The sequence below is a fragment of the Pseudomonas pudica genome (assembly GCF_015680405.1).
Taxonomy (GTDB): domain Bacteria; phylum Pseudomonadota; class Gammaproteobacteria; order Pseudomonadales; family Pseudomonadaceae; genus Aquipseudomonas; species Aquipseudomonas pudica.
This window is the reverse complement of the sequence record NZ_JADLJS010000004.1, coordinates 102,258-128,269: the sequence shown is the minus strand read 5'-3', so window position 1 is coordinate 128,269 and position 26,012 is coordinate 102,258. Positions and strand designations below refer to the sequence as shown.

The window sequence follows — 26,012 nt, the reverse complement described above, 5'->3', positions numbered from 1 at the left end:
TGACATTTTTCTGAAAATCGTGCATAAGTTTTTTTGAGGCATAAGAAAACCGGCTTTTACAGCCGGTTTTTTTATGGACTCATGCGGGTGTTGGTGATCGGTGTAGGAGCGGCCTTGTGTCGCGAAAGGGCTGCAAGGCAGCCCCAGCAATTTGTGCATCACTGCTGATGCCCCGGGGCCGCTTTGCGGCCCTTTCGCGACACAAGGCCGCTCCAACAAGAAGCCCGTGCCAACCGTCAGATCTTGTCGATATCCACATCCTTGGTTTCTTTCAGGCAGAAGATCCCCACCACCAGGCTGACCCCGGTCACCAGCACCGGGTACCACAGCCCGTAGAAGATATCCCCGGTATACACCACCAGTGCGAACGACACCGTTGGCAGGAAGCCACCGAACCAGCCGTTGCCAATGTGATAGGGCAGTGACATCGAGGTGTAGCGGATACGAGTCGGGAACAGCTCGACCATCACCGCCGCCAGCGGGCCATAGGTCATGGTCGCGATCAGTATCATCGCCACGATCAACACCACCACCATCACTTGATTGACCTGCCCAGGGTCGGCCTTGGCCGGGTAGCCAGCCTGTTCCACCGCCGCACGCATGGCCGCTTCGTCGAAGCCGTTGATGGTCTTGTCGCCGATGTTCACCACTACATCGCTGCCGGCCACATCGACCGAGCTGTAAGGCAGGCCCTGCTTGACCAGGAAGGTCTTGACCCTGTCGCACGGGCTGTCGAAACGCGCTTTGCCCACCGGGTCGAACTGGAAGGTGCAGCCTTGCGGGTCGGCAGTGACCACGATCGGCGCCTGGCGGCTGGCCGCGTCGATCTGTGGGTTGGCGTAGTGGCTCAGCGCTTTGAACATCGGGAAATAAAGCACCGTGGCCAGCAGCAGGCCGAGCATCAGGATCGGCTTGCGACCAATACGGTCGGACAACCAGCCAAAGAACACGAAGAACGGCGCACCAATCACCACGCTGATGATCAGCAGGGTGTTGGCCTGCGCCGGGTCCATCTTCAGCATCTGGGTCATGAAGAACAGCACATAGAATTGCGCCGTGTAAAAGGTCACGGCCTGCCCGGCGTTGATGCTGAACAGCGCGGTGAGCACCACTTTCAGGTTCGGCCAGGAAGTGAACGACTCCCGGATCGGCGACTTGCTGACCTTGCCTTGGGCCTTCATTTTCACGAACGCCGGCGACTCATGCATGCTCATGCGGATCCAGGTAGAAATCGCCAGCAGCACGATCGACAGCAGGAACGGCAGGCGCCAGCCCCAGGTTTCGAATTGGTCGCCGCTTATATAACGGCTGCCCAGCACCACCACCAGCGACAACAACAGGCCGAGGGTAGCGGTGGACTGGATGAAACCAGTGTGGAAGCCGCGTTTGCCGGGTGGCGCATGCTCGGCAACATAGGTGGCCGCACCGCCGTATTCACCACCCAGCGCCAGCCCTTGCAGCATGCGCAGGACCACCAGGATGATCGGTGCCGCGATGCCAATGCTGGCATAGGTGGGCAACAGCCCCACCGCAAAGGTGGATAGGCCCATCAGCACGATAGTGACCAGAAAAGTGTACTTGCGCCCGATCATGTCGCCCAGGCGGCCGAACACCAGCGCACCAAACGGCCGCACCAGGAAGCCAGCGGCAAAGGCCATGAGGGCAAAGATGAAGGCAGTGGTGTCGTTCACGCCAGCGAAGAACTGCTTGCTGATGACCGCTGCCAGCGCCCCATAGAGAAAAAAGTCATACCACTCGAAAACTGTCCCGAGGGATGACGCGAAAATGATCTTGCGTTCTTCACGACGGTTGGAGCTGCTGGCCGCCGCACCCTGCTCTTGGATGTAATCCGACATCGTTGCTGTCCTCGGCCCGCAGGCCACAGTGATTATTCTTGTTGTTCCACTGTCGGCAGCTTCTGACCGCCAGCTGCCGGTACTGCACGCACCCTCGTTCAGGGCGTCGGTATCGCGTCTTCGTTCAGATAGGTCTGGGTCGCAGCTCCTTTGAGGATCAGTTGCGCCGCCTTCTCGGCGATCATCAGGGTGGGTGAACAGGTATTGCCAGAGGTGATCTGCGGCATGATCGATGCGTCCGCCACGCGCAGGCCAGGGATGCCGTGTACGCGCAACTGGTTATCCACAACGTCCAGTTCGCCATTGCCCATGCGGCAGGTGCCTACCGGGTGGAAGATGGTGGTGCCGATCTTGCCGGCGGCTTCGAACAGCTCTTCTTCGGTTTGCAGGGCTGGGCCCGGCAGGTATTCCTTCGGGTCGAACGCAGCGAGGGCAGAGGCCTGGACGATACGTCGGGTAAGGCGAATGGAGTCGGCGGCGACGCGTAGGTCCTGGGGGTCGCTGAGATAGTTGGGGTCGATCAGCGGAGTGCTGTTCATGTCGCTGCTGCGGATATCGATACGCCCGCGGCTGGCCGGGCGCAGGTTGCATACCGAGGCGGTAAAGGCCGGGAACCTGTGCAGCGGCTCGCCGAAGCGCTCAAGTGACAGCGGCTGCACGTGGTACTGCAGGTTGGCGGTGGCCTGCTCCGAGCTTGAACGCACGAATGCGCCCAACTGACTCGGCGCCATAGCCAGCGGGCCACTGCGATCATAGAGGTAGCGCAAGCCCATGCCCATCTTGCCCCACAGGCTGTTGGCCATCTGGTTCAGGGTACGGGTATTGCGGATCTGGTAGATCAGGCGCAGCTGCAGGTGATCCTGCAGATTGCCGCCAACGCCTGGCATGTCATGACGCACGCCAATACCCAGACTTTCCAGTAGCTGCCGTGGACCGATGCCGGAGCGTTGCAGGATACCGGGAGAGCCCACAGCGCCCGCGCAGAGGATGATCTCGCGACGTGCCGCAAACTCGTGCCAGGCACCCTGCCAGAATGCCTTTACTGCCCGCGCACGGGTGTTGTTGAGCAGCACCTGGTCAACCTGAACGCCAGTCAGCACGGTGAGGTTTGGGCGGTTCTTGATCGGCCGCAGGAAAGCCTTGGAAGCGTTCCAGCGCACACCGCTGCGCTGGTTGACCTGGAAATATCCACACCCCTGGTTGTCGCCGGTATTGAAGTCATCGACCTTGCCGATGCCGCTCTGCTCGGCGGCATCACGGAAGGCATCGAGGATCGGCCAGCTGTAGCGCTGTCGCTCGACCCGCCATTCACCATCACCACCGTGGTGCTCGTTGGCGCCGGCAAAGTGGCTTTCGCTGGCCTTGAACAGCGGCAGTACGTCCTTCCAGGCCCAGCCGTCGTTGCCTTGCTCGGCCCAAAGGTCGTAGTCGGCGGCCTGGCCGCGCATGTAGATCATGCCGTTGATCGAGGAGCAGCCACCCAAAACCTTGCCGCGTGGATAGCCCAGCGCGCGACCGCCCAGGCCGGGCTGCGCCTCGGTCTTGAAGCACCAATCGGTGCGTGGGTTGCCGATGCAATAGAGGTAACCGACGGGGATATGGATCCAGGGATAGTTGTCGCGGCCACCCGCCTCCAGCAGCAGCACGCGGCAGGAAGGGTCGGCGGACAAACGATTGGCCAGCAGGCAACCGGCGGGCCCGGCCCCCACGACCACGTAGTCGAAGACAGAATCGGCTGATGGCATGTGCAACCTCGGGCCTGATTATTATTCTTGTCCCGATCCATCTTAGTGAGTAATTTCGTGGAGGAAACACGAGATTTCGCGCAGCCGCTGTGCGTTTTAGCACAGTGGCAAGTCTGTAACGGCCTCTTCGCGGGCGTGTCCGCGAAGAGGCCGGAACGAACTGCCAAAAAGGATCAGCATGTTCGACTGGAACGATCTGCGTTATTTCCTCGAGTTGCAGCGCAGCGGGCGCCTGCTTACCGCCGCCAAGCGCCTCAACACCACTCACAGCACCGTTGCCCGGCACATCGAGAGCATCGAGCAAAGCCTGGGTACCGCACTGTTCGTGCAGCATGCCCAGGGCTATGAACTGACGCCCTCGGGCCAAGCTCTTCTCAAGCACGCAGAAGCCATGGAAAACGTCGCCCTGCTGGCACAGGAAGAAATCACCCAAGCCATCACGCCGCTCGGCAAGATTCGCCTGGGGGTGACCGAAGGCATCGGCATCATGTTCTTCACCCCGCGCATGAATGCGCTGTTCGAGCGCTATCCCGGCCTGGAAGTGGAACTGGTGGCGGTACCGCGCTTCGTCAGCATCCTCAACCGAGAGGCAGAGATCAGCATCCACCTGGAACGGCCCAGCGCCGACCTGCTGATCACCCGCAAGCTCACCGACTACCGCCTGGCCCTGTATGCCAGCCAGGACTACCTGGACCGTGCGCCCCCGCTGCGCAACCGCGAGGACCTGGCCCGGCACAGCTGGATTGGTTATGTCGACGACTTGCTGTTCAGCCAGGAGCTGCTGTTTCTCAACAGTTTCTGCCGGGCCCCCAGCGTAGTGTTTCGCAGCACCAGCGTGATCGCCCAGCAAACCGCCGCCCGCGCCGGGCTGGGCATCGCCGTGCTACCCAACTACATGGCCCGCCACGACCCGACGCTAGTGCGCGTGCTACCTGGCGAAACCATCCAGCGCAGCTACTGGATCTGCACCCGCCGCGAACTGCACAAGTCGGTGCGACTGCGGGTGGTGTGGGACTACCTGCTGGCGCTGTGCGCGGCGGAACAGAGCGAGCTGCTAGCCCAATAGCGCCTTGCCGGCCAGCAGCAGAGCCGCGGCCCAACCGGCCACGGCAAACATCTGCTGCAAGCGCGGCCCGGCCAGCCTGTTCGCCAACGGCCGCGCCAGCAGCAGACCAAGCACTGCGCCGACAGCGAACGGGGCGCCAACCTGCCAGTGCATGACCCCTGCCAGGCTGGCGCTGACCACACTGCCGGTGGACACCAGCGCGATCACCGCCAGCGAGGTGGAGACGATGCTGGCCATCCGCAGGTTGGTGTAGCGGTTAAGGGCCGGAATGATGACAAAGCCACCGCCCACGCCGAGCAGGCCGGACAGCAGCCCGGACAATGCGCCCGTGAAGGCCAGGGCGCGCGCACACGGCAGGGTCCAGCGCAAACGGCCCTGCAGCGGGTTCAGCACGCAGGGTTCGATGTAGCGATGGGCATCATTGGCTTCGCCGCGCAGTTCCTTGGCCGCTTTGCGCCAGATACGCAGGCAGGCATACACCAACACCACAGCGAACACCAACTGCAGTGGCGTGTTCGGCAAGCGGTGCGCCAGCATCAGCCCGAATGGCGCCGCTGCCACACCGATCAATGCGATGAACAGCGCTGCCCGGTAGCGCACCAGGCCCTGCCGCAAGCCCAGCATTGCTCCCACCGCCGCCGCCATGCCTACTGCCAGCAGGCCGACCGGTGCTGCCTCGACCATCGACAACCCCAGGCCGAACACCAGCAAAGGCACTGCGAGAATGCCACCGCCGGCACCGGTCAACGCCAGCACGGCACCGATGAGCGCGCCCAGACCCGCTCCCAGTAATTGATGTTTGATCACTGCCGACCCTCGGCTACCAACGGCTGTGGCCGTGCCAGCCACTCGCGGCCCTTGAGCATGCCTTTCCAGTACAGGGGTGGCAGCACCTGCGCCTTGAGCAACCAGGCCAGACGTGTCGGCTTGCGACCATCCAGCAACCAGTTGGGGAAACTTGGAGCCAGCTTGCCGCCATAGGTGAATTCAGCCAGGACGATCTTGCCGCGCTCGACGGTGAGCGGGCACGAGCCATAACCATCGTACTGGGCGAGGGTAGGCAACCTTCCCAGGGCCACCAGCACGTTGTTGGCCACGACCGGAGCCTGCTTGCGTGCAGCGGCGGCGGTCTTGGCATTGCTGGTGTTGATCACGTCCCCAAGGGCATGGACATTGGTGAAGTGGCGATGGCGCAGGGTGTGCGGGTCGACATCGACCCAGCCGGCGCAATCGGCCAGCGGACTTTCACGAATGAAGTCCGGTGCCACCTGCGGCGGTACCACGTGCAGCATGTCGAAGGCCTCGATACGGGTTTCGCTGCTGCCATCGGCCAAGGTGCGCACGAAGGTGGCGCGCTTGTTCGGGCCGTCCACGGCGACCAGGCGGTGGGAAAAATTGAGGTCCACGGCGTACTTGTCGATGTACTTCATCAGTGCAGGCACGTAGTCCGCCACTCCGAACAACACTGCGCCGGCATTGAAGAAGCTGGCTTTCACAGCCCCCAGATGACCGTGCCGCAGCCAGTGGTCGCAAGACAGGTACAACGCCTTCTGCGGCGCGCCTGCGCACTTGATCGGCATGGGCGGCTGGCAAAACAGGGCTCGGCCTTGCTTGAGCTGCTGCACCAGATCCCAGGTGTAGGGTGCCAGATCGTAGCGGTAGTTGGAGGTGACGCCGTTGCGGCCCAAGGTCTCGCTGAGGCCATCTATGGCTGCCCAATCCAGCTTGAGGCCCGGGCAGACCACCAGCTGTTCATAACTGATGGCGCGGCCGCCCTCGAGCAGGACCAGTTGGCCCAGCGGGTCGAACCTCTGCACCCGTGCCTTTATCCAGCGCACGCCGCGCGGAATGGTCGAGGCCATGGTGCGAGCAGTGCTTGGCGCCTTGAACACACCCGCACCGACCATGGTCCAGCCGGGCTGGTAGTAATGCACGTCGGCGGGGTCGATCAAGGTAACGTCCAGCGACGGGTCACGGCTGATCAGGCTGGAAGCGATGGCGATTCCGGCGGCGCCAGCACCGACGATGACCACTTTGTGGTGGTCGGTATTGGCGGGGGACAACAAGGCAGGCATGGCGGTAAATCCTGTAAATCTGGTTATGGGGCAGGGCGGTCACAGCTTGTTCAGCGGAATCTTCAGGTAGCTCACACCGTTATCTTCCGGCGCGGGGAACTGGCCGCTGCGCATGTTTACCTGCACCGAAGGCAGGATCAGCACGGGCATCTCGAGGGTCTTGTCGCGAGCTTCACGCATGGCGACGAAGCTGTCCTCATCGATGCCCTGGTGGATATGAATATTGTTGGCGCGCTGCTCGGCCACGGTGGTGACGTACTGCATGTCACGGCCACCCGGCAGGTAGTCGTGGCACATGAAGAGCCGGGTCTGGTCGGGGAAGGCCAACAGGCGACGGATCGAGCGGTACAAGGTGCGGGCATCGGCCCCTGGGAAGTCGCAACGGGCGGTACCGTAGTCGGGCATGAACAGGGTGTCGCCGACGAACACCGCGGTCTCGCCGGCGTCCTCGATCATGAAGCTCATGCACGCAGGCGTGTGCCCCGGGGTGTGCAACGCGCGGGCATGCAGATTGCCAATGCGGAAACCTTCCTCGTCCTCGAAAAGCACATCGAACTGGCTGCCATCGCGGGCGAAGCCAGGTTCGGCGTTGAACAAGGCACCAAACACTTTCTGTACCTGGGTGATGTGCGCGCCGATGGCGGTATGGCCGCCGAGCTTTTCCTTCAAATAGGCCGCTGCCGAAAGATGGTCTGCATGCACATGGGTTTCCAGCACCCACTGCACTCTGGCTTCAAGCTCGGTCACGCGCTGGACCAGGCGGTCCGCCGATGCAGTGCAAGTGCACCCGGACTTGGGGTCGTAATCCAGCACACTGTCGATCAATGCGCATTTGCGGGTTTCGCAGTCCATGACCAGGTAGCTGATGGTCGAGGTCGCCTTGTCGTAAAAGGCGTCCACGTGCAGGTTGTTGCCGATGATCATCGCGTTCTCCAATTTATCCGCCCAGCCTTGTACGCGCGTAGGCAGTGCCAGGAGGTTTATCAAGATGCATGCCAGGCATTTTCCTGCGCCTGGGCCAATGAAACCGGCCCGTTGCTCTCAGTTGCCGACGACAGTGACAGCGCAGATGGCAGTCGACTGTCAGCCCATGGCAGTGTTTGGCAGTCCTTGTTACCCTGCGCCGGTCATCCAATCGGTGCCGTCATGCCTGAAGCCCATCCCCTCATCCTAGCTTTGGTTTCCTATCTTGAGCACGATGCCCTGCCAACCATCGTGCTGGATACCGACTACAACATCCTGGCGGCCAACGCTGCCTATCGCCGCCAGTTTGGTCGCCATGAGCAAGCGCCGCTCGGTGAGAAATGCCACAAGGTCTCGCACCACTACGCCGTGCCTTGCGACCAGGCCGGCGAGCATTGCCCGATGCGCAAAGCGTGGCAAAGCAAGGTTCCGGAGCGGGTGTTGCACATTCATCACACGCCACGCGGCCCCGAGCATGTGGATGTCGAGCTGCGGCCGATCCTGGATGAACAGGGCAGGGTGGTGGCCTTTGTCGAGCGCCTGACCAGCATTACCCTCGCGTCGGCGCAGCCTCAGGAACAGGGGCTGGTCGGCCGGGCGCCAGCGTTCAAGGCGGCCCTGGCCAGCCTGCAACGTGCGGCACCGGCGCAGATCCCGGTGTTGCTACAGGGTGAGTCAGGTACTGGCAAGGAACTGTTCGCCCGTGCGCTGCACATGGGAAGCCCCAGGGCTAACGGCCCGTTGGTGGTGGTCGACTGTACCGGCCTGACCGAGTCGCTGTTCGAGAGCGAGTTGTTCGGCTACGAGAAGGGTGCGTTCACTGGCGCCAACCAGCGCAAGATCGGCCTGGCTGAAGCGGCGCATGGCGGCACCCTGTTCCTCGATGAAATTGGGGAGGTACCGCTGGCGATGCAGGTGAAGCTGCTGCGCCTGATCGAGTCCGGCAGCTTCCGCCCGGTGGGTAGCCTGCGCACGGTGCATTCGGATTTTCGCCTGGTGTCGGCAACCCATAAACCCCTCAGGCAAATGGTCGCGGACGGCACCTTCCGCGAAGACCTGTACTACCGCATCAGCGGCTTCCCGATCCGTCTGCCGGCATTGCGCGAGCGGGTAGAAGACCTTCCCTTGCTCGCCCAGAGCCTGCTGCAGCGCATGGCAGGCAAGCCGACACCCAGGCTGAGCGACGATGCCTTGCAGCAGCTTGGGTTGCATCCATTCCCGGGCAACATTCGCGAACTGCGCAACATTCTGGAAAGGGCGCGCTTGTTTGCCGATGACGGGCTGATCCGGCCCGAGCATTTGCCGGAGGATATTGGACCAGCGGGGGCGATCAAGACTGGTGGCCGGCGCAATCACCTGGGTGAGCTGGCGCAGGCACTGGAACAGTTCAAGGGCTCGCGCAGTGAACTGGCCCGTCACCTTGGCCTGAGCGAGCGAACCCTATATCGCCGGTTGAAGGAGCTTGGCCTGAATTGAGGCGTTCGGTTAACGCGGTCTAGAAGGGCCCGCGTATACCCGACGGCAACACACATCCTGTGGGAGCGGGTTCACCCGCGAACACCGGCAAAGCCGGTGCCATCCACCGCGCCTCCTAAGACCTTTACCGGACCTTTACCTCTGTCCTGACATTAAGCGGGAATGATTGTGGTCTGATTAGTTAACCGAACCTGGCAGCCCGTCAGCTCTCGCCAGGCATCAACATCCAGAGGACCGCAAAATGAAGAAAACCCTGACCGTGATCTGCGCCGCGCTCATGCTCAGCGCCCCTTTGGCCAGTTTCGCGCAGCCAGGCCCACCTGACCGGCATGATGGCGGTCCATCGCACCAGGGCAACCCACCGCATGGGCAGCCGCAGCACCAAGGCCGCCACGACAATGACCACGGTCCCGCCTACCGCGACCCGAACTTCCGCCCACAACCGGACATGCCTGTTCCGCATCAACAGTGGCATCGCGGTTATGTGGTTGACCCGCATTACCGTGGCGACCGTTACTGGGTGACCGACTGGAAAGCACGCCACCTGTATGCACCACCCCGTGATCACCGCTGGTTGTATGTGAACGGAGACTATGTGCTGGTTGCTATTGCCAGTGGTGTGATCGTCAACGTCCTCAGCGGTTACTGATTTTCTACAGGCACTAAAAAGCCCGCTTTCGCGGGCTTTTTAGTGCCTGTAGATCTAGGCGAATCAGAAGTCCAGGTTCGATACCGACAGCGCGTTGCTTTCGATGAAGTCACGACGCGGCTCGACCGCATCACCCATCAGGGTGTTGAAGATCTGGTCGGCAGCGATCGCATCCTCAATAGTGACCTTGAGCATACGGCGGACGGTCGGGTCCATGGTGGTCTCCCACAGCTGGTCCGGGTTCATCTCACCCAACCCTTTGTAGCGCTGGATGGTGTGCCGCTTGGTGGTCTCGTTCATCAGCCAATCCAGGCCTTCCTTGAACTCGACGATTGCCTTGCGGCGCTCACCGCGCTGTACGTAAGCACCTTCGCCCAACAAGCTGGACAGCTTGGCACCAATGTTGACTACGGTACGGTAGTCATTGCTGCCGAAGAAGTCCCGGTTGAAGGTGACGTAGCTGGCCAGGCCATGGGAAGTGATCTCCACTTCTGGCAACCATACGTTTCGTTCTTTGTCTTCGCGCAGGCTGGCTTTATAAACCAGGCCGGACTTCTGGCTGTTGTTCAGACGTTCCTGGAACTGGGCCAGCCAGGCTTGCATCACAGCGTGGTCACCCAGCTGTTCCAGGCTCACCTCCGGCAGGTAGATGAAATGCTCGGTCAGCTCTTCTGGATACAAGCGCGACAGACGCTTGAGGGTCTTCATGACACTACGGAATTCATTCACCAATGCTTCCAGCTGCACGCCGGAAACCGCTGGTGCCGACTCGTCCAGGTGCAGGCTGGCATCTTCCAGGGCCGACTGGGTCATGTACTCTTCCATGGCCTCGTCGTCCTTGATGTACTGCTCCTGCTTGCCTTTCTTCACCTTGTATAGCGGTGGCTGGGCAATGTAGATGTAGCCGCGCTCGACCAGCTCCGGCAGCTGCCGGAAGAAGAAGGTCAGCAGCAGGGTACGGATGTGCGAACCGTCAACGTCAGCATCGGTCATGATGATGATGTTGTGATAACGCAGCTTGTCGATGTTGTACTCTTCACGGCCGATACCGCAGCCCAGTGCAGTGATCAGCGTGCCCACTTCCTGGGAAGAGATCATCTTGTCGAAGCGCGCTTTCTCGACGTTGAGGATTTTACCCTTCAACGGCAGGATTGCCTGGGTACGACGGTTGCGGCCTTGCTTCGCCGAGCCACCCGCGGAGTCGCCCTCCACCAGGTACAGTTCGGAAAGGGCAGGGTCCTTTTCCTGGCAGTCGGCCAGTTTTCCTGGCAGGCCGGCAATATCCAGCGCGCCTTTACGGCGAGTCATTTCACGAGCTTTACGTGCCGCTTCACGGGCTCGGGCAGCGTCGATCATCTTGCCAACGACGGCCTTGGCCTCGTTCGGGTTCTCCAGCAGGAAGTCGGCGAAGAACTTGTTCATCTCCTGCTCCACGGCGGTTTTTACCTCCGAGGAGACCAGCTTGTCCTTGGTCTGCGAGCTGAACTTAGGGTCCGGTACTTTAACCGAGATAATCGCGGTCAGGCCTTCGCGGGCGTCGTCGCCAGTGGTCGCCACTTTGTTCTTCTTGGCCAGGCCTTCCTGTTCGATGTAGCTGTTCAGGCTACGGGTCAACGAGGAACGGAAGCCCACCAAGTGAGTACCGCCATCACGCTGCGGAATGTTGTTGGTGAAACACAACAGGTTTTCATTGAAGCTGTCGTTCCACTGCAGGGCGACTTCAACACCCACGCCATCGTCACGCTGGACGTTGAAGTGGAATACCTGGGAGTTGACCGGCGTCTTGTTGGTGTTCAGGTATTCGACGAACGCGCGCAGGCCGCCTTCGTACTTGAAGAACTCTTCCTTCCCACTACGTTCATCCTTCAGCAGAATGCCAACGCCGGAGTTGAGGAACGACAGCTCTCGGATACGCTTGGCCAGGATGTCCCAGCTGAAGTGAATGTTCTTGAAGGTTTCAGCCGAAGGCTTGAAGTGGATGTGGGTACCGGTGGTTTCGCTGTCACCGACAACCGCCATCGGCGCCTGTGGAACACCGTGAACGTAGGTCTGTTCCCAGATTTTGCCGCTACGGCGAACGGTCAGTACCAGTTTTTCTGACAGGGCGTTTACAACAGAGACACCTACGCCGTGCAGCCCGCCGGATACCTTGTAGGAGTTGTCGTCGAACTTACCGCCAGCGTGCAGCACAGTCATGATGACCTCTGCTGCGGAAACGCCTTCTTCTTTATGCACGTCGACCGGAATGCCGCGACCGTTGTCGCGCACACTGATGGACTCGTCCGGGTGGATGATGACGGTGATGTCATCGCAGTGACCGGCGAGGGCTTCGTCGATCGAGTTGTCGACCACCTCGAAGACCATGTGGTGCAGGCCGCTACCATCATCGGTGTCGCCAATGTACATGCCGGGGCGCTTGCGCACGGCATCCAAACCTTTCAGCACTTTGATGCTGGAGGAGTCGTACGTTTGATTTTCGCTCATGCATTCACTCCCGATGGTCGTGGGTCTGGGTGATACGGCCTTGTTCCACGTGGAACAAAGCAACTGGCGTTTCCGTCTGCCAGCCTTCCCTCAGTAATTCGTGATCTACACAGGTGATGAACACCTGGCAGCGTAATTCTTCAAGCAAGCGACACAGCGCGCGGCGATGCTGGTCGTCCAGTTCGGACGGCAAGTCATCCACGAGATAAATACAGTGACCGCGGCGAGCCTGACTAACGAGATGGCCTTGGGCAATGCGCAATGCGCACACCACCAGCTTTTGCTGACCACGCGACAGGATGTCGGCTGCGTTGTTGGCAGCCAGACGAAGACGCAGATCAGCACGCTGCGGACCGGCCTGGGTGTGGCCCATCTGCTGATCGCGAAGGAGAGAGGAACCAAGTACTTCTTGCAGTTCCCGGTCCTTGTCCCAGCCTCGGTAGTAGCTAAGGGTCAACCCGTCCAGCTCGACCAGTTCGCTCAGGGTTCGCTCGAAGACGGGCTTCAAGGCCTTGATGTAGTTGCGACGGTATTCATCTATTTCCGCACTGGCCAGGCACAATTCCCGGTCCCAGGCGGCTTGCGAAGCTGGGTCAAGTGTACCATGCCGCAACCATGAGTTCCGCTGCCGCAGTGCCTTCTGTAGCCGTTGCCAGGCTGGCAGAAAACGAGGTTCCACGTGGAACACTCCCCAATCTAGAAACTGGCGGCGTATTTTCGGAGCGCCTTCCAACAAGCGGAAACTGTCCGGATTGATGAGCTGAAGCGGTAGCAACTCAGCCAGTTGCGCCGCACTCCGCGCATTCTGCCCATCGATGCGAATAGTGAATTCTCCCTGCCGCTCCCGGGAAACCCCCAGGTTACTGCTGCCACCCTCAGCCAATTGCACTTCACCGAACACGGTACAGGCCGGTTGTTCATACTGGATAACCGGGTTCAGGCGGGTGCTGCGGAACGAGCGCGCCAGCCCGAGCAGGTGCACGGCCTCAAGCACGCTGGTTTTGCCGCTGCCGTTGGCGCCGTAAAGGATGTTGATGCGGGGGGACGGTGAGAGTGTCACCGGGTGCAAATTGCGCACCGCGGTGACCATGATACGTCGAAGAGACATTTCGCCTGCTACGGGTTACAGACGCATCGGCATGACAACGTAGGAAGAATCGTCATTGCCAGCTTCCTGCAGCAGGGCACTGCTGTTGGAGTCGGACAGGATCAGACGAACTTGCTCGGTAGTCATTACGCCCAGGACGTCCAGCAGGTAGCTGACGTTGAAGCCGATTTCCAGTGAGCTACCTTCGTAGTCCACGCTGATTTCTTCTTCTGCTTCTTCCTGCTCAGGGTTGTTGGCCTGGATCTTCAGTTGGCCAGCAGCCAGTTGCAGGCGGATACCGCGGTACTTTTCGTTGGAAAGAATCGCAGTACGGCTAAAAGCTTCACGCAGCGCCTGACGGTCGCCGACCACCAGCTTGTCACCGCCCTTGGGCAGTACGCGCTCGTAGTCTGGGAACTTACCGTCGACCAGCTTGGAAGTGAAGGTGAATTCACCGGTGGTGGCGCGAATGTGGTGCTGGCCCAGAACGATGCTGACCATGCCTTCCGGGTCGGTCAGCAGGCGTGCCAGTTCAAGGATACCTTTGCGTGGCACGATGACCTGGTGGCGATCATCCTGCTCGATCGGTGCGCCCATGGAGCACAGCGCCAGACGGTGACCGTCGGTGGACACAGCTCGCAGGGTGTTGCGGGAAACCTCCAGCAGCATGCCGTTGAGGTAGTAGCGCACATCCTGCTGGGCCATGGCGAAACTGGTCCGCTCGATCAGGCGGCGCAGCTTGCTTTGTTCCAGGTTACAGGTCAGCGAGCCCGGGCCTTCTTCCACTGTCGGGAAGTCATTGGCTGGCAGGGTCGACAGGGTAAAACGGCTGCGGCCGGCCTTGACCAACAGTTTCTGCTCGTCGACCTTGATATCGATCAGGGCGTCGTTCGGCAGGCTTTTGCAAATGTCCATCAGCTTGCGTGCCGGAACAGTGATTTCGCCAGGCTCGGCCGGCTCTTCCAGTTGCACGCGGCCTACCAGTTCGACTTCCAGGTCGGTACCAGTCAACGACAGTTGCTGGCCTTGCACGACCAGCAATACGTTGGACAGGACCGGCAAGGTCTGGCGGCGCTCGACGACACCGGCGACCAGTTGCAGGGGTTTCAACAGGGCTTCGCGTTGAATGGTGAAATGCATGGTCTAGTCCCTTGCCTTCAATTAGCTGCGCAGACGGCCATCAGGTCGTCAGCGTCCGCAGCAGGTTCTTGTAGTCCTCGCGGATGTCCGCGTCGGATTCCTTCAGTTCGTTGATCTTGCGGCAGGCGTGTAGCACGGTCGTATGGTCCCGACCACCGAACATGTCGCCGATTTCCGGCAGACTGTGGTTGGTCAGTTCCTTGGACAGGGCCATGGCCACCTGTCGTGGACGCGCCACGGAACGCGAACGACGCTTGGACAACAGATCGGAGATCTTGATCTTGTAGTACTCGGCGACGGTACGCTGAATGTTATCCACACTAACCAGCTTGTCCTGCAGCGCCAGCAGATCCTTGAGCGACTCACGAATCAGTTCGATAGTGATGTCGCGGCCCATGAAGTGCGAGTGAGCGATCACCCGCTTCAATGCACCTTCCAGTTCACGGACGTTGGAGCGGATACGCTGGGCGATGAAGAAGGCCGCGTCATGCGGTAGTTCGACCTTGGCTTGGTCGGCCTTCTTCATGAGGATCGCCACGCGGGTTTCCAGTTCTGGCGGCTCGACGGCCACCGTCAGACCCCAACCAAAGCGCGACTTCAAGCGCTCTTCCAGGCCTTCGATTTCCTTTGGGTAGCGATCAGAGGTAAGGATCACCTGCTGGCCACCCTCGAGCAGGGCGTTGAAGGTGTGGAAAAACTCTTCCTGCGAGCGCTCTTTACGGGCAAAGAACTGGATGTCGTCGATCAGCAGCGCATCCACCGAGCGGTAGAAACGCTTGAATTCGTTGATGGCATTGAGTTGCAGCGCCTTGACCATGTCCGCGACGAAGCGCTCCGAATGCAGGTACACGACCTTGGCATTCGGGTTCTTCTTCAGCAGGTGGTTACCCACAGCATGCATGAGGTGGGTTTTACCCAGGCCCACACCACCATAAAGGAAGAGCGGGTTATAGCCATGCTTGGGGTTGTCTGCCACCTGCCAGGCAGCCGCGCGCGCCAGCTGGTTCGACTTACCTTCGACGAAGGTATCGAACGTGAAGGTGCGGTTCAGGTAACTGGTGTGCTTGAGCGCACCTTCAACCTGCACGGTGCGCTGTTCGGTCCGTGCACTGCCAGCCGACGCAGAAGCCGGTTCGGCCATGGCATCGAAGCTATCACGCGAGGATGGCTCGGCCAGTTCATCGACAAGCACAGGCTCGGCCGCCGCGACGGCGACGGGTTCGACCGCTGCCGGCACTGCCTTCGGTGTCTGGCTCTGGGCCAGCGAGGCGGCCACCGCAGCACTTACTGGCGCGTTGGGTGCGGCACGTGGCGCAGAGCTGCGACGGCTGCCGATCAACAAGGAAAGGGCAGGCGCAATGCCGCTGCCGTTTTCGCCCAACAGCTCGAGCAAACGACCAAGGTACTTTTCATTGACCCAATCGAGAACGAAACGGTTAGGCGCATAGACGCGCAACTCGTCGCCTTCGGCTTCGACCTGTAGCGGACGGATCCAGGTGTTGAATTGCTGGGCAGGCAGTTCATCGCGCAGAAGCTCCACGCACTGCTGCCAAAGTTCCACTGACACGGATATCCCCTGAGTTTGAAAGCCGGATGAGGCAAAAACAAACCGCCATTGTACCGGTCGAGCGTTCAGTTATCCACATGTGGACACGTTAGGAACCATGACAAAACAGCCATTTATCGACCAAAACAGCTTCATCGCACTGTGAATAAGCCCTGTGGATAAGCAGTCATGAGCGCTATGCACAACCCTGAGGTCAGGCCTGTTGATAACTCACCTGTGGGTAAGTAGCCTTTTAATCCACAGCTTCTGCCCACGAAGAAAACAAGCGCAGCACCGGTTGAGAACACAGTTGTAAAACTCTGTACAGCCCGTATTTTCTGGCCTAAATCAGGTTATCCACAGAAGGTTATCCACTTAAGATTTATAGATTCTTTAGAAAAGCTTTTTATATGCCTCTTCTTTTTTTTCATGTTGTCCCCAATTCGTGTGTCCGATCAAGCACCCCCTGGGGGAGGGCAGGCACGCACCGTCCATCACGTGCTCTATATGGAAAGACTGGTTGGAAATTGACCTACGGGCTTGCTTTCTCTAGAATCGCCGGTCTCTTAAAAAGGGGGCCATCCCGGCCCGTCGTCGACAAACCAGGTAACACGCCATGAAACGTACTTTCCAACCAAGCACCATCAAGCGCGCGCGCACCCACGGCTTCCGTGCCCGTATGGCTACCAAGAACGGCCGCGCTGTTCTGTCGCGTCGTCGTGCCAAAGGCCGTAAGCGTCTGGCCATTTGATTTTTCGGCACAGGTGGTGAGTCAGGACTTCAGTCGGGAAAAGCGACTGCTTACACCCCGACATTTCAAAGCGGTCTTCGACTCCCCAACCGGCAAGGTTCCAGGGAAAAACCTGCTGATCCTTGCTCGCGAGAACGGCCTCGATCACCCACGCCTCGGCCTGGTGATCGGCAAGAAGAGCGTCAAGCTCGCCGTTCAACGCAACCGCCTCAAGCGCTTGATGCGCGATTCCTTTCGCCTGAACCAGCATTTGCTTGCCGGTTTGGACATTGTGATCGTCGCGCGCAAGGGATTGGGTGAGATAGAAAACCCGGAATTGCACCAACACTTTGGCAAACTCTGGAAACGCCTGGCGCGCAGCCGGCCCACTCCAGCAGTGACCGCCAATTCCGCAGGGGTAGACAGCCAAGATGCGTAAACTGGCGCTCGTTCCGATCCAGTTTTACCGTTACGCCATTAGTCCTCTGATGGCCAACCACTGTCGTTTCTTCCCCAGTTGCTCCTGTTATGCCTATGAAGCCATCGAAAACCACGGCCTCTGGCGTGGTGGGTGGCTAGCCGTTCGTCGCCTGGGGCGTTGTCATCCGTGGAACGACGGCGGTTTCGATCCCGTTCCTCCCGCTCCTTCCTCCCGAACTTCTTCGATAGCCGAGTAATCATGGATATTAAACGCACGATCCTGATCGTCGCCCTGGCAATCGTGTCCTACGTCATGGTCCTCAAGTGGAACCAGGACTACGGCCAGGCTGCCCTGCCGACTCAGAATACTGCTGCCAGCACCGTTGCCCCGGGTTTGCCGGATGGCGTACCGGCCGGTAATGCCGGCGCCAGCGCCGATGTGCCAAGCGCCAACGCCGAAACCAGCGCAGCCGAACTGGCACCGGTTGCGGTCAGCAAGGACCTGATCCGGGTCAAGACCGATGTCCTGGAGCTGGCTATCGATCCGGTTGGCGGTGACATCGTCCAGCTGAACCTGCCGCAATACCCACGTCGCCAGGATCACCCGGACATTCCGTTCCAGCTGTTCGACAACGGTGGCGAGCGTGTCTACCTGGCACAAAGCGGCCTGACCGGCGTAAACGGTCCGGATGCCCGTCCTGCCGGTCGCCCTCTATACGCTACCGACAAGAAGGGTTACCAGCTGGCCGATGGCCAGGAACAACTGGTGGTCGACCTGAAGTTCAGCGACAACGGCGTCAACTACATCAAGCGCTTCACCTTTAAGCGCGGCGAATATGACCTGACCGTCAGCTACCTGATCGACAACCAGAGCGGCCAGGCTTGGAGCGGCAACATGTTTGCCCAGCTCAAGCGTGACGCCAGCTCCGATCCGTCTTCGAGCACCGCCACCGGTACCGCCACCTACCTGGGCGCTGCCCTGTGGACTGCTTCCGAGCCTTACAAAAAGGTCTCGATGAAGGACATCGACAAAGGTAGTTTGAAAGAAAATGTGTCCGGCGGCTGGGTTGCCTGGCTGCAGCACTACTTCGTGACCGCCTGGATTCCGGCCAAGTCGGACAACAACGTTGTCCAGACCCGCAAGGACAGCCAGGGCAACTACATCATCGGCTACACCGGCCCGGCCATCAGCGTGCCTGCTGGCGGCAAGGTCGAAACCAGCGCCATGCTGTACGCCGGCCCGAAAATCCAGTCCAAGCTGAAAGAGTTGTCCCCAGGCCTGGAACTGACCGTCGACTATGGCTTCCTGTGGTTCATCGCCCAGCCGATCTTCTGGCTGCTGCAACATATCCACAGCCTGCTGGGTAACTGGGGCTGGTCGATCATCGTGCTGACCATGCTGATCAAAGGCCTGTTCTTCCCGCTGTCGGCTGCCAGCTACCGTTCGATGGCGCGCATGCGTGCCGTTGCGCCGAAGCTCGCTGCACTGAAGGAACGCTTCGGTGACGATCGCCAGAAGATGTCCCAGGCGATGATGGAGCTGTACAAAAAGGAGAAGATCAACCCGCTGGGCGGCTGCCTGCCGATCCTGGTGCAGATGCCAGTGTTCCTGGCCCTGTACTGGGTACTGCTGGAAAGCGTGGAAATGCGCCAGGCTCCATGGATGCTGTGGATTACCGACCTGTCGATCAAGGATCCGTTCTTCATCCTGCCGATCATCATGGGCGCCACCATGTTCATCCAGCAGCGCCTGAACCCGACGCCGCCGGATCCAATGCAGGCCAAGGTGATGAAAATGATGCCGATCATCTTCACCTTCTTCTTCCTGTGGTTCCCGGCTGGTCTGGTGCTGTACTGGGTTGTGAACAACTGCCTGTCGATCGCACAGCAGTGGTACATCACCCGCAGCATCGAAGCAGCCAGCAAAAAAGCTGCTGCTTGACAGGCTACTGCGCTAGCCTGTGAATAAAAAACGCCCCCTAGTGGGGCGTTTTTGCTATCTGTCGTTTTTGTCGTAGAGGCTTTCGAGCATGAACACTGTGCGTGAAACCATCGCCGCCATCGCCACCGCCCAAGGCCGTGGCGGTGTGGGTATTGTCAGGTTGTCCGGCCCTCTGGCTGCCAAGGCCGGCCAGTTGATCACCGGCCGTACGCTTACCCCGCGCCACGCCCATTACGGCCCGTTCCGCGACGAGGAAGGCCTGGTGCTGGACGAAGGGATCGCGCTGTTCTTCCCCGGGCCGAATTCGTTCACCGGCGAGGACGTGCTGGAACTGCAGGGCCACGGTGGCCCGGTGGTGCTGGATATGCTGCTGCAGCGCTGTGTACAGGTTGGTTGCCGGCTGGCTCGCCCGGGTGAGTTCAGCGAACGTGCATTCCTCAATGACAAGCTCGACCTGGCCCAGGCCGAAGCCATTGCCGACCTGATCGAAGCCAGTTCCAGCCAGGCTGCGCGCAACGCACTGCGTTCGCTGCAGGGCGAGTTCTCCAAGCGTGTGCACAGCCTGACCGAAGCACTGATAGCCCTGCGCATCTACGTCGAGGCGGCGATCGACTTCCCCGAGGAAGAAATCGACTTCCTCGCTGATGGCCATGTACTTTCGATGCTCGATAACGTTCGCGGCGAGTTGTCCACAGTGCAGCGGGAAGCCGGGCAGGGCGCTTTGCTGCGCGACGGCATGACCGTGGTCATCGCCGGTCGGCCGAATGCTGGCAAGTCGAGCCTGCTGAACCAGCTGGCGGGGCGGGAAGCGGCCATCGTCACCGATATTGCCGGCACCACGCGGGACATCCTGCGCGAACATATCCACATCGACGGCATGCCGCTGCACGTGGTCGATACTGCCGGTTTGCGCGACACCGATGACCATGTGGAAAAGATTGGCGTGGAACGTGCGCTGAAGGCCATTGGCGAGGCAGACCGGGTGTTGTTGGTGGTGGATTCCACCGCGCCCGAGGCCAGCGACCCGTTCGCCCTGTGGCCAGAATTTCTCGACCAGCGGCCAGACCCGGCCAAGGTGACGCTGATTCGGAACAAGGCCGATCTTAGTGGTGAGCAGGTAGCGCTGGAACAGTGCGATGACGGCCATGTAACGATCACCCTCAGTGCCAAAGGGGACGATGCAGGGCTGCAGTTGTTGCGTGACCACCTGAAAGCCTGCATGGGTTATGAACAGACGGCCGAGAGTGGTTTCAGCGCTCGCCGGCGCCATCTGGATGCCCTGCGCCAGGCCAGTGAGCACCTGGAACATGGCCGTGCACAACTGACCTTGGCTGGCGCGGGTGAGCTGTTGGCGGAAGACCTGCGCCAGGCGCAGCAGGCCCTGGGGGAGATTACCGGGGCATTCAGCTCTGACGACCTGCTGGGGCGGATTTTCTCCAGCTTCTGCATCGGTAAGTAATTCACAGCCAGGCAAAACCAAGAGCCGCTCCTTCGTGAGCGGCTTTTTTTTACCTCAAATTTCGCAGCTTCTACGGAAATCGCGCCGCACCTGAAGGCTGTGCAGAACCCTGTGGGAGCGGGTTCACCCGCGAAGAGGCCGGTGCAGGTTCATATTTTTTTCATTCACCTACCCCAATCTTCTCTCAGGAGCCCTGTGGAAAACTCGCCTTCAGCTCCGTTGATAAGCAGGATTTTTTTCTGAGGATAAACCCGCCTGTGGGTAACAAGCCATTTAATCCACAGGCTAAATCGTCTTATCCAGAGCCCTCATGGTACTCCAGCCACAGGGTTTAATTTTGCTCTACACAGCATGGGTAAAGGCCTGCATGAGCTTATCCACAGAAAAGCTTGTGCATAAGAATAAACATAAAAACAAAGCTTTTTTAACTTTCTCCTTTTTGATTTCTGTTGGCTGCCACTCATCCACAGACTGGTCAAAATTTGCTCAGACGGTTTCTTTAAAGGGTGTGAAGTCCCTATACTTGTCCGCTTACCTTCTCTATTCGCAAAAACAGGCACGAGGTGCGTGGTGGATTTCCCTTCCCGTTTTGAAGTGATCGTCATCGGCGGCGGCCATGCCGGTACCGAGGCTGCGCTTGCGTCTGCACGCATGGGTGTGAAAACCCTGCTGCTGACCCATAACGTGGAAACCCTCGGTCACATGAGCTGCAACCCCGCCATTGGCGGTATTGGCAAAAGCCATCTGGTCAAAGAGATCGATGCCCTCGGCGGCGCCATGGCGCTGGCCACCGACAAGAGCGGCATCCAGTTCCGCGTTTTGAACAACCGCAAGGGCCCGGCCGTACGCGCCACCCGTGCACAGGCCGACCGCGCTATCTACAAGGCAGTGGTGCGTGAAATCCTGGAAAACCAGCCGAACCTGTGGATATTCCAGCAGTCCTGCGACGACCTGATCGTCGAGCAGGACCAGGTCAAAGGCGTGGTGACCCAGATGGGCCTGCGTTTCTTCGCCGAATCGGTGGTACTGACCACCGGTACCTTCCTTGGCGGCCTTATCCACATTGGTCTGCAAAACCATTCCGGCGGTCGCGCCGGCGATCCACCTTCGATCGCCCTGGCCCACCGCATGCGTGAATTGCCGTTGCGCGTCGGCCGCCTGAAAACCGGTACTCCGCCGCGTATCGACGGCCGTTCGGTGGACTTCTCGGTGATGACCGAGCAGCCAGGCGATACGCCGATTCCTGTGATGTCCTTCATGGGCAATGCCCAGATGCACCCGCGCCAGGTGAGCTGCTGGATTACCCACACAAATGCGCGCACCCACGAGATCATCGCCTCGAACCTCGACCGTTCGCCGATGTACTCGGGTGTGATCGAAGGTGTCGGCCCGCGCTACTGCCCGTCGATCGAGGACAAGATCCACCGCTTCGCCGACAAGGAAAGCCACCAGGTGTTCATCGAGCCGGAAGGCCTGACCACCCATGAGCTGTACCCCAACGGTATTTCCACTTCGCTACCGTTCGACGTGCAGCTGGAGTTGGTACGGTCGATCCGCGGCATGGAGAACGCCCACATCGTCCGCCCGGGCTATGCCATCGAATACGACTACTTCGACCCGCGTGACCTCAAGTACAGCCTCGAGACCAAAGTCATCGGCGGCCTGTTCTTCGCCGGCCAGATCAACGGCACCACCGGTTACGAAGAAGCCGGCGCTCAGGGTTTGCTGGCCGGGACCAACGCAGCCCTGCGGGCGCTGGGCCGAGACAGCTGGTGCCCGCGCCGCGACGAGGCGTACATCGGCGTACTGGTCGACGACCTGATTACCCTGGGTACCCAGGAGCCGTACCGCATGTTCACTTCGCGTGCCGAGTACCGCCTGATCCTGCGCGAAGACAACGCCGACCTGCGCCTGACCGAAAAGGGCCGCGAGCTCGGCCTGATCGACGACCAGCGTTGGTCTGCCTTTTGCGCCAAGCGCGACGGCATCGAACGCGAGGAGCAGCGCCTGAAGTCGACCTGGGTACGCCCGAACACCGAGCAAGGTCAGGCCATTGTGGATAAGTTCGGTACCCCGCTCAGCCACGAGTACAGCCTGCTGAACCTGCTTGCCCGCCCGGAAATCGACTACGCCGGGCTGATCGAGGCAACCGGTGGCGAAGCGATCGATCCACAGGTCGCCGAGCAGGTCGAGATCCGCACCAAGTACGCCGGTTACATCGACCGCCAGCAGGATGAAATCGCACGTCTGCGCGCCAGTGAAGACACTCGCCTGCCTGTGGATATCGATTACTCGACGATTTCCGGCCTGTCCAAGGAAATCCAGGGCAAGCTTGGCCAGACCCGTCCGGAAACCCTGGGCCAGGCTTCGCGCATCCCGGGCGTGACCCCGGCAGCGATTTCCTTGTTGCTGATTCACTTGAAAAAACGCGGCGCTGGCCGCGAATTGGAGCAAAGCGCTTGAGTTCCCTGGTCACCCCGCAACACGCTGAAGAGTTGTCCACAGGTGCGCGCCAGCTCGGTGTCGAGCTGAACGCCGAGCATCATGAAAAGCTGCTCGGCTACCTGGCCCTGTTGATCAAATGGAACAAAGCCTACAACCTCACCGCCGTGCGCGACCCCGACGAGATGGTGTCGCGTCACCTGCTCGACAGCCTCAGTGTCATGCCGTTTATCCACAGCGAGCGTGACAACTGGCTGGATGTCGGAAGTGGCGGTGGCATGCCCGGTATCCCGTTGGCTATCCTGCATCCTCACAAGCGCGTGACGGTGCTGGACGCCAATGGCAAGAAGACCCGTTTCCTGACCCAGGTGAAAATGGAACTCAAGCTGGACAACCTCACGGTTATCCACAGCCGGGTCGAAGCCTTCCAGCCTACACAACCGTTCAGCGGAATCATCTCCCGCGCCTTCAGCAGCATGGAGAACTTCACCAACTGGACCCGCCACCTTGGCGACACCGGGACGCAATGGCTTGCAATGAAGGGGCTGCATCCTGCCGATGAACTGGTAGCATTGCCCGCAGACTTCACAGTGGAAAGCGAGCAGGCCCTGACCGTTCCAGGTTGCCAGGGCCAGCGCCATCTGCTGATACTGCGCCGCAAGGCATGACTGGGAACACACGCAACAATGGCTAAGGTATTCGCAATCGCGAACCAGAAAGGTGGTGTGGGCAAGACAACCACCTGTATCAATCTCGCTGCTTCGCTGGCCGCGACCAAGCGTCGTGTGCTGCTGATCGACCTCGATCCGCAGGGCAACGCCACCATGGGCAGCGGTGTGGACAAGCACGAGCTCGAGCACTCGGTCTACGACCTGTTGATCGGGGAATGCGACCTGGCTCAGGCCATGCATTACTCCGAGCACGGGGGTTTCCAGTTGCTGCCAGCCAACCGTGACCTGACCGCCGCCGAAGTGGTGCTGCTGGAAATGCAGGTCAAGGAGAGCCGCCTGCGCAACGCCCTGGCGCCGATCCGCGAGAACTACGACTACATCCTCATCGACTGCCCTCCGTCTTTGTCGATGCTCACGCTCAATGCCCTGGTCGCCTCCGATGGGGTGATCATCCCGATGCAGTGTGAGTACTACGCACTGGAAGGTCTCAGCGACCTTGTGGATAACATCAAACGCATCGCCGCCCGGCTTAACCCGGAGCTGAAGATCGAGGGCCTGCTGCGGACCATGTACGATCCGCGCCTGAGCCTGAACAACGACGTATCGGCGCAGTTGAAGGAGCACTTTGGTCCGCAGCTGTACGACACGGTCATTCCGCGCAACATTCGCCTGGCCGAGGCCCCGAGCTTCGGCATGCCGGCCCTGGCCTACGACAAGCAATCGCGAGGCGCGCTGGCTTATCTGGCCCTGGCCGGGGAACTGGTACGCCGTCAACGCCGTCAATCCCGCACTGCACAAACAACTTAAGGAATCCGTATGGCCGTCAAGAAACGGGGTCTCGGACGTGGGTTGGATGCACTGCTCAGTGGTCCTTCCGTCAGCGCGCTCGAAGAGCAGGCTGTGAAGATCGACCAGAAAGAACTGCAACACCTGCCGGTCGAGGTGATCCAGCGTGGCAAGTACCAGCCGCGCCGGGACATGGATCCGGAGGCGCTGGAAGAGCTCGCGCACTCGATTCGCAACCATGGCGTCATGCAGCCGATCGTGGTGCGCCCGATCGACGGCAACCGCTACGAGATCATCGCCGGTGAGCGCCGCTGGCGCGCCACCCAGCAGGCTGGCCTGGACAAGATCCCGGCGATGGTCCGCGAAGTGCCCGACGAAGCCGCCATAGCCATGGCGCTGATCGAGAACATCCAGCGCGAAGACCTCAACCCGCTGGAAGAGGCTCTGGCCCTGCAGCGCCTGCAGCAAGAGTTCGAGCTCACCCAGCAACAGGTGGCCGATGCCGTCGGCAAGTCGCGGGTGACCGTGGCGAACCTGCTGCGCCTGATCACCCTGCCCGATGCGATCAAGACCATGCTCGCCCATGGTGACCTGGAGATGGGCCATGCCCGTGCACTGCTCGGGCTGGAAGAACACCGTCAGGAAGAGGGGGCGCGTCATGTTGTCGCACGTGGCCTCACCGTGCGCCAAACCGAGGCACTGGTTCGTCAATGGCTCAGCGACAAACCTGATCCGGTCGAACCGAGCAAACCTGATCCGGATATCGCACGCCTTGAACAGCGGCTCGCAGAGCGCCTGGGCTCGGCCGTGCAGATCCGCCATGGCAACAAGGGCAAAGGCCAATTGGTTATTCGCTACAACTCGCTTGACGAGTTGCAAGGCGTGCTTGCTCACATCCGCTGAAACAATTCCCGTTGTAGCGCGCAGTCGGAAATCACTACCGAATAGTTGAATAGGGGTTAATCCACCCCTATACTCTGCGCGCATTTTGTCGGCACAAATTATGCCAAGTCATAACTGACTTGCTGGTCGACTTCCGAGGAGCAGTTGTGATGGAAATCCGCACGCCAAACCGCCTGCCTTTCCATCGCTGGGCGGTTTTCCCGGTACTGCTGGCTCAATTCGTCGTACTGCTGCTGGCAACGTTGGTGTTGTGGCAGTGGAAAGGGGCGGTCAGTGGATATTCAGGCCTTTGCGGAGGTTTGATTGCCTGGCTACCCAATGTGTATTTCGCCTGGAAGGCTTTTCGCTTCAGCGGGGCCCGGGCGGCACAAGCCATCGTCAAGTCGTTCTACGCTGGCGAGGCAGGCAAGATGATTTTGACGGCAGTGCTTTTTGCACTGACCTTCGCAGGAGTGAAGCCACTGGCGCCGTTAGCAGTATTCGGCGTCTTCGTGTTGACCCTTTTGGTCAGCTGGTTCGCGCCCCTGCTGATGAATAAAAGACTTTCGAGACCTTAGGGCGTTTGAGGCAAC

At 60.1% G+C, this 26,012-nt stretch carries 22 protein-coding genes; 13 read left to right on the top strand and 9 right to left on the bottom strand.

Annotation, left to right across the window (positions count from 1 at the left end; all coding sequences use genetic code 11):
• Positions 1-236: 236 nt before the first annotated feature.
• Entirely contained in the window at positions 237-1,856 is a 1,620-nt protein-coding gene (locus tag IRZ77_RS04810; protein ID WP_108480419.1) for an MFS transporter, read from the bottom strand.
• A 98-nt stretch (positions 1,857-1,954) separates the two neighbouring features.
• On the bottom strand, positions 1,955-3,601 hold the full coding sequence (locus IRZ77_RS04805) for a GMC family oxidoreductase (RefSeq protein WP_108480420.1): 1,647 nt from the start codon (positions 3,599-3,601) through the stop codon (positions 1,955-1,957).
• Positions 3,602-3,779: 178 nt separating this feature from the next.
• On the opposite strand from IRZ77_RS04805, the gene IRZ77_RS04800 reads away from it, so the two are divergent.
• Positions 3,780-4,667, top strand: coding sequence for a LysR family transcriptional regulator (locus IRZ77_RS04800; protein ID WP_108480421.1), 888 nt, complete (start codon positions 3,780-3,782; stop codon positions 4,665-4,667).
• Here the strand turns inward: IRZ77_RS04800 and IRZ77_RS04795 are convergent.
• Genes IRZ77_RS04795 through IRZ77_RS04785 form a run of 3 tightly spaced genes read right to left on the bottom strand, consistent with a single transcriptional unit; the run spans position 4,656 to position 7,666 of the window.
• Positions 4,656-5,474 carry a sulfite exporter TauE/SafE family protein gene (locus IRZ77_RS04795; RefSeq protein ID WP_196173021.1) on the bottom strand — a complete coding sequence of 273 codons (819 nt, stop codon included), beginning with the start codon at positions 5,472-5,474 and terminating at the stop codon, positions 4,656-4,658. The genes IRZ77_RS04800 and IRZ77_RS04795 overlap by 12 nt on opposite strands.
• Positions 5,471-6,742 (bottom strand): NAD(P)/FAD-dependent oxidoreductase, encoded by a 1,272-nt coding sequence (locus tag IRZ77_RS04790; RefSeq protein WP_108480422.1) that lies wholly within the window; start codon positions 6,740-6,742, stop codon positions 5,471-5,473. Before IRZ77_RS04790 ends, IRZ77_RS04795 begins: the two co-directional genes overlap by 4 nt.
• 39 nt (positions 6,743-6,781) lie before the next feature.
• Positions 6,782-7,666: an MBL fold metallo-hydrolase gene (locus IRZ77_RS04785; protein ID WP_108480423.1), complete on the bottom strand. Its 885-nt coding sequence runs from the start codon at positions 7,664-7,666 to the stop codon at positions 6,782-6,784.
• Positions 7,667-7,888: 222 nt separating this feature from the next.
• Here IRZ77_RS04785 and IRZ77_RS04780 point away from each other — a divergent pair, with 222 nt between their 5' ends.
• Positions 7,889-9,181, top strand: a complete 1,293-nt coding sequence (locus IRZ77_RS04780) for a sigma-54 interaction domain-containing protein (protein ID WP_046615320.1) — start codon at positions 7,889-7,891, stop codon at positions 9,179-9,181.
• Between the two features lie 241 nt (positions 9,182-9,422).
• Entirely contained in the window at positions 9,423-9,830 is a 408-nt protein-coding gene (locus IRZ77_RS04775; RefSeq protein WP_108480424.1) for an RcnB family protein, read from the top strand.
• A gap of 63 nt (positions 9,831-9,893) precedes the next feature.
• Here the strand turns inward: IRZ77_RS04775 and gyrB are convergent, their stop codons facing one another.
• The 4 genes from gyrB to dnaA are packed head-to-tail and all read right to left on the bottom strand — an operon-like array spanning position 9,894 to position 16,108.
• The gene (gyrB, locus tag IRZ77_RS04770) at positions 9,894-12,314 is read right to left on the bottom strand and encodes a DNA topoisomerase (ATP-hydrolyzing) subunit B (RefSeq protein WP_196173019.1); all 2,421 of its coding nucleotides are present in this window, start codon (positions 12,312-12,314) and stop codon (positions 9,894-9,896) included.
• Positions 12,315-12,318: 4 nt separating this feature from the next.
• A complete protein-coding gene (gene recF / locus IRZ77_RS04765) occupies positions 12,319-13,422 on the bottom strand; it encodes a DNA replication/repair protein RecF (RefSeq protein ID WP_046615323.1) in 1,104 nt (367 codons plus the stop codon).
• Positions 13,423-13,437: 15 nt separating this feature from the next.
• The gene (gene dnaN / locus IRZ77_RS04760; RefSeq protein ID WP_108480425.1) at positions 13,438-14,541 is read right to left on the bottom strand and encodes a DNA polymerase III subunit beta; all 1,104 of its coding nucleotides are present in this window, start codon (positions 14,539-14,541) and stop codon (positions 13,438-13,440) included.
• 40 nt (positions 14,542-14,581) lie between these two features.
• Complete coding sequence (gene dnaA, locus IRZ77_RS04755; RefSeq protein ID WP_046615324.1) at positions 14,582-16,108, bottom strand: chromosomal replication initiator protein DnaA; 1,527 nt, start codon at positions 16,106-16,108, stop codon at positions 14,582-14,584.
• A gap of 595 nt (positions 16,109-16,703) precedes the next feature.
• Here dnaA and rpmH point away from each other — a divergent pair.
• The 10 genes from rpmH (at position 16,704) to IRZ77_RS04705 (ending at position 25,997) form a co-directional block, all read left to right on the top strand.
• The gene (gene rpmH, locus IRZ77_RS04750; protein WP_003253163.1) at positions 16,704-16,838 is read left to right on the top strand and encodes a 50S ribosomal protein L34; all 135 of its coding nucleotides are present in this window, start codon (positions 16,704-16,706) and stop codon (positions 16,836-16,838) included.
• Positions 16,839-16,851: 13 nt separating this feature from the next.
• Entirely contained in the window at positions 16,852-17,256 is a 405-nt protein-coding gene (gene rnpA / locus IRZ77_RS04745) for a ribonuclease P protein component (RefSeq protein WP_085601064.1), read from the top strand.
• Positions 17,249-17,494, top strand: a complete 246-nt coding sequence (gene yidD / locus IRZ77_RS04740; RefSeq protein WP_015268406.1) for a membrane protein insertion efficiency factor YidD — start codon at positions 17,249-17,251, stop codon at positions 17,492-17,494. The genes rnpA and yidD overlap by 8 nt, the downstream gene beginning before the upstream one ends.
• 2 nt (positions 17,495-17,496) lie before the next feature.
• Positions 17,497-19,179 (top strand): membrane protein insertase YidC, encoded by a 1,683-nt coding sequence (gene yidC / locus IRZ77_RS04735; protein WP_046615326.1) that lies wholly within the window; start codon positions 17,497-17,499, stop codon positions 19,177-19,179.
• A gap of 88 nt (positions 19,180-19,267) precedes the next feature.
• Positions 19,268-20,638, top strand: a complete 1,371-nt coding sequence (gene mnmE / locus IRZ77_RS04730) for a tRNA uridine-5-carboxymethylaminomethyl(34) synthesis GTPase MnmE (RefSeq protein WP_085601066.1) — start codon at positions 19,268-19,270, stop codon at positions 20,636-20,638.
• A gap of 570 nt (positions 20,639-21,208) precedes the next feature.
• A complete protein-coding gene (gene mnmG, locus IRZ77_RS04725; RefSeq protein ID WP_108480426.1) occupies positions 21,209-23,101 on the top strand; it encodes a tRNA uridine-5-carboxymethylaminomethyl(34) synthesis enzyme MnmG in 1,893 nt (630 codons plus the stop codon).
• Positions 23,098-23,748, top strand: coding sequence for a 16S rRNA (guanine(527)-N(7))-methyltransferase RsmG (rsmG, locus tag IRZ77_RS04720; protein ID WP_046615330.1), 651 nt, complete (start codon positions 23,098-23,100; stop codon positions 23,746-23,748). Before mnmG ends, rsmG begins: the two co-directional genes overlap by 4 nt.
• A gap of 18 nt (positions 23,749-23,766) precedes the next feature.
• Entirely contained in the window at positions 23,767-24,558 is a 792-nt protein-coding gene (locus IRZ77_RS04715) for a ParA family protein (RefSeq protein WP_012274913.1), read from the top strand.
• Positions 24,559-24,567: 9 nt separating this feature from the next.
• Complete coding sequence (locus IRZ77_RS04710) at positions 24,568-25,440, top strand: ParB/RepB/Spo0J family partition protein (protein ID WP_046615331.1); 873 nt, start codon at positions 24,568-24,570, stop codon at positions 25,438-25,440.
• A gap of 149 nt (positions 25,441-25,589) precedes the next feature.
• Positions 25,590-25,997, top strand: a complete 408-nt coding sequence (locus IRZ77_RS04705) for a F0F1 ATP synthase subunit I (RefSeq protein WP_008092225.1) — start codon at positions 25,590-25,592, stop codon at positions 25,995-25,997.
• Positions 25,998-26,012: the final 15 nt, after the last annotated feature.

Excerpts from the sequence above, each read along its gene's own strand:
- IRZ77_RS04810 (WP_108480419.1), bottom strand. The coding sequence starts at position 1,856 with ATGTCGGATTACATCCAAGAGCAGGGTGCGGCGGCCAGCAGCTCCAAC.
- IRZ77_RS04805 (WP_108480420.1), bottom strand. The coding sequence starts at position 3,601 with ATGCCATCAGCCGATTCTGTCTTCGACTACGTGGTCGTGGGGGCCGGG.
- IRZ77_RS04800 (WP_108480421.1), top strand. The coding sequence starts at position 3,780 with ATGTTCGACTGGAACGATCTGCGTTATTTCCTCGAGTTGCAGCGCAGC.
- IRZ77_RS04790 (WP_108480422.1), bottom strand. The coding sequence starts at position 6,742 with ATGCCTGCCTTGTTGTCCCCCGCCAATACCGACCACCACAAAGTGGTC.
- IRZ77_RS04785 (WP_108480423.1), bottom strand. The coding sequence starts at position 7,666 with ATGATCATCGGCAACAACCTGCACGTGGACGCCTTTTACGACAAGGCG.
- IRZ77_RS04780 (WP_046615320.1), top strand. The coding sequence starts at position 7,889 with ATGCCTGAAGCCCATCCCCTCATCCTAGCTTTGGTTTCCTATCTTGAG.
- IRZ77_RS04775 (WP_108480424.1), top strand. The coding sequence starts at position 9,423 with ATGAAGAAAACCCTGACCGTGATCTGCGCCGCGCTCATGCTCAGCGCC.
- gyrB (WP_196173019.1), bottom strand. The coding sequence starts at position 12,314 with ATGAGCGAAAATCAAACGTACGACTCCTCCAGCATCAAAGTGCTGAAA.
- recF (WP_046615323.1), bottom strand. The coding sequence starts at position 13,422 with ATGTCTCTTCGACGTATCATGGTCACCGCGGTGCGCAATTTGCACCCG.
- dnaN (WP_108480425.1), bottom strand. The coding sequence starts at position 14,541 with ATGCATTTCACCATTCAACGCGAAGCCCTGTTGAAACCCCTGCAACTG.
- rpmH (WP_003253163.1), top strand. The coding sequence starts at position 16,704 with ATGAAACGTACTTTCCAACCAAGCACCATCAAGCGCGCGCGCACCCAC.
- yidD (WP_015268406.1), top strand. The coding sequence starts at position 17,249 with ATGCGTAAACTGGCGCTCGTTCCGATCCAGTTTTACCGTTACGCCATT.
- yidC (WP_046615326.1), top strand. The coding sequence starts at position 17,497 with ATGGATATTAAACGCACGATCCTGATCGTCGCCCTGGCAATCGTGTCC.
- mnmE (WP_085601066.1), top strand. The coding sequence starts at position 19,268 with ATGAACACTGTGCGTGAAACCATCGCCGCCATCGCCACCGCCCAAGGC.
- IRZ77_RS04715 (WP_012274913.1), top strand. The coding sequence starts at position 23,767 with ATGGCTAAGGTATTCGCAATCGCGAACCAGAAAGGTGGTGTGGGCAAG.
- IRZ77_RS04710 (WP_046615331.1), top strand. The coding sequence starts at position 24,568 with ATGGCCGTCAAGAAACGGGGTCTCGGACGTGGGTTGGATGCACTGCTC.
- IRZ77_RS04705 (WP_008092225.1), top strand. The coding sequence starts at position 25,590 with ATGGAAATCCGCACGCCAAACCGCCTGCCTTTCCATCGCTGGGCGGTT.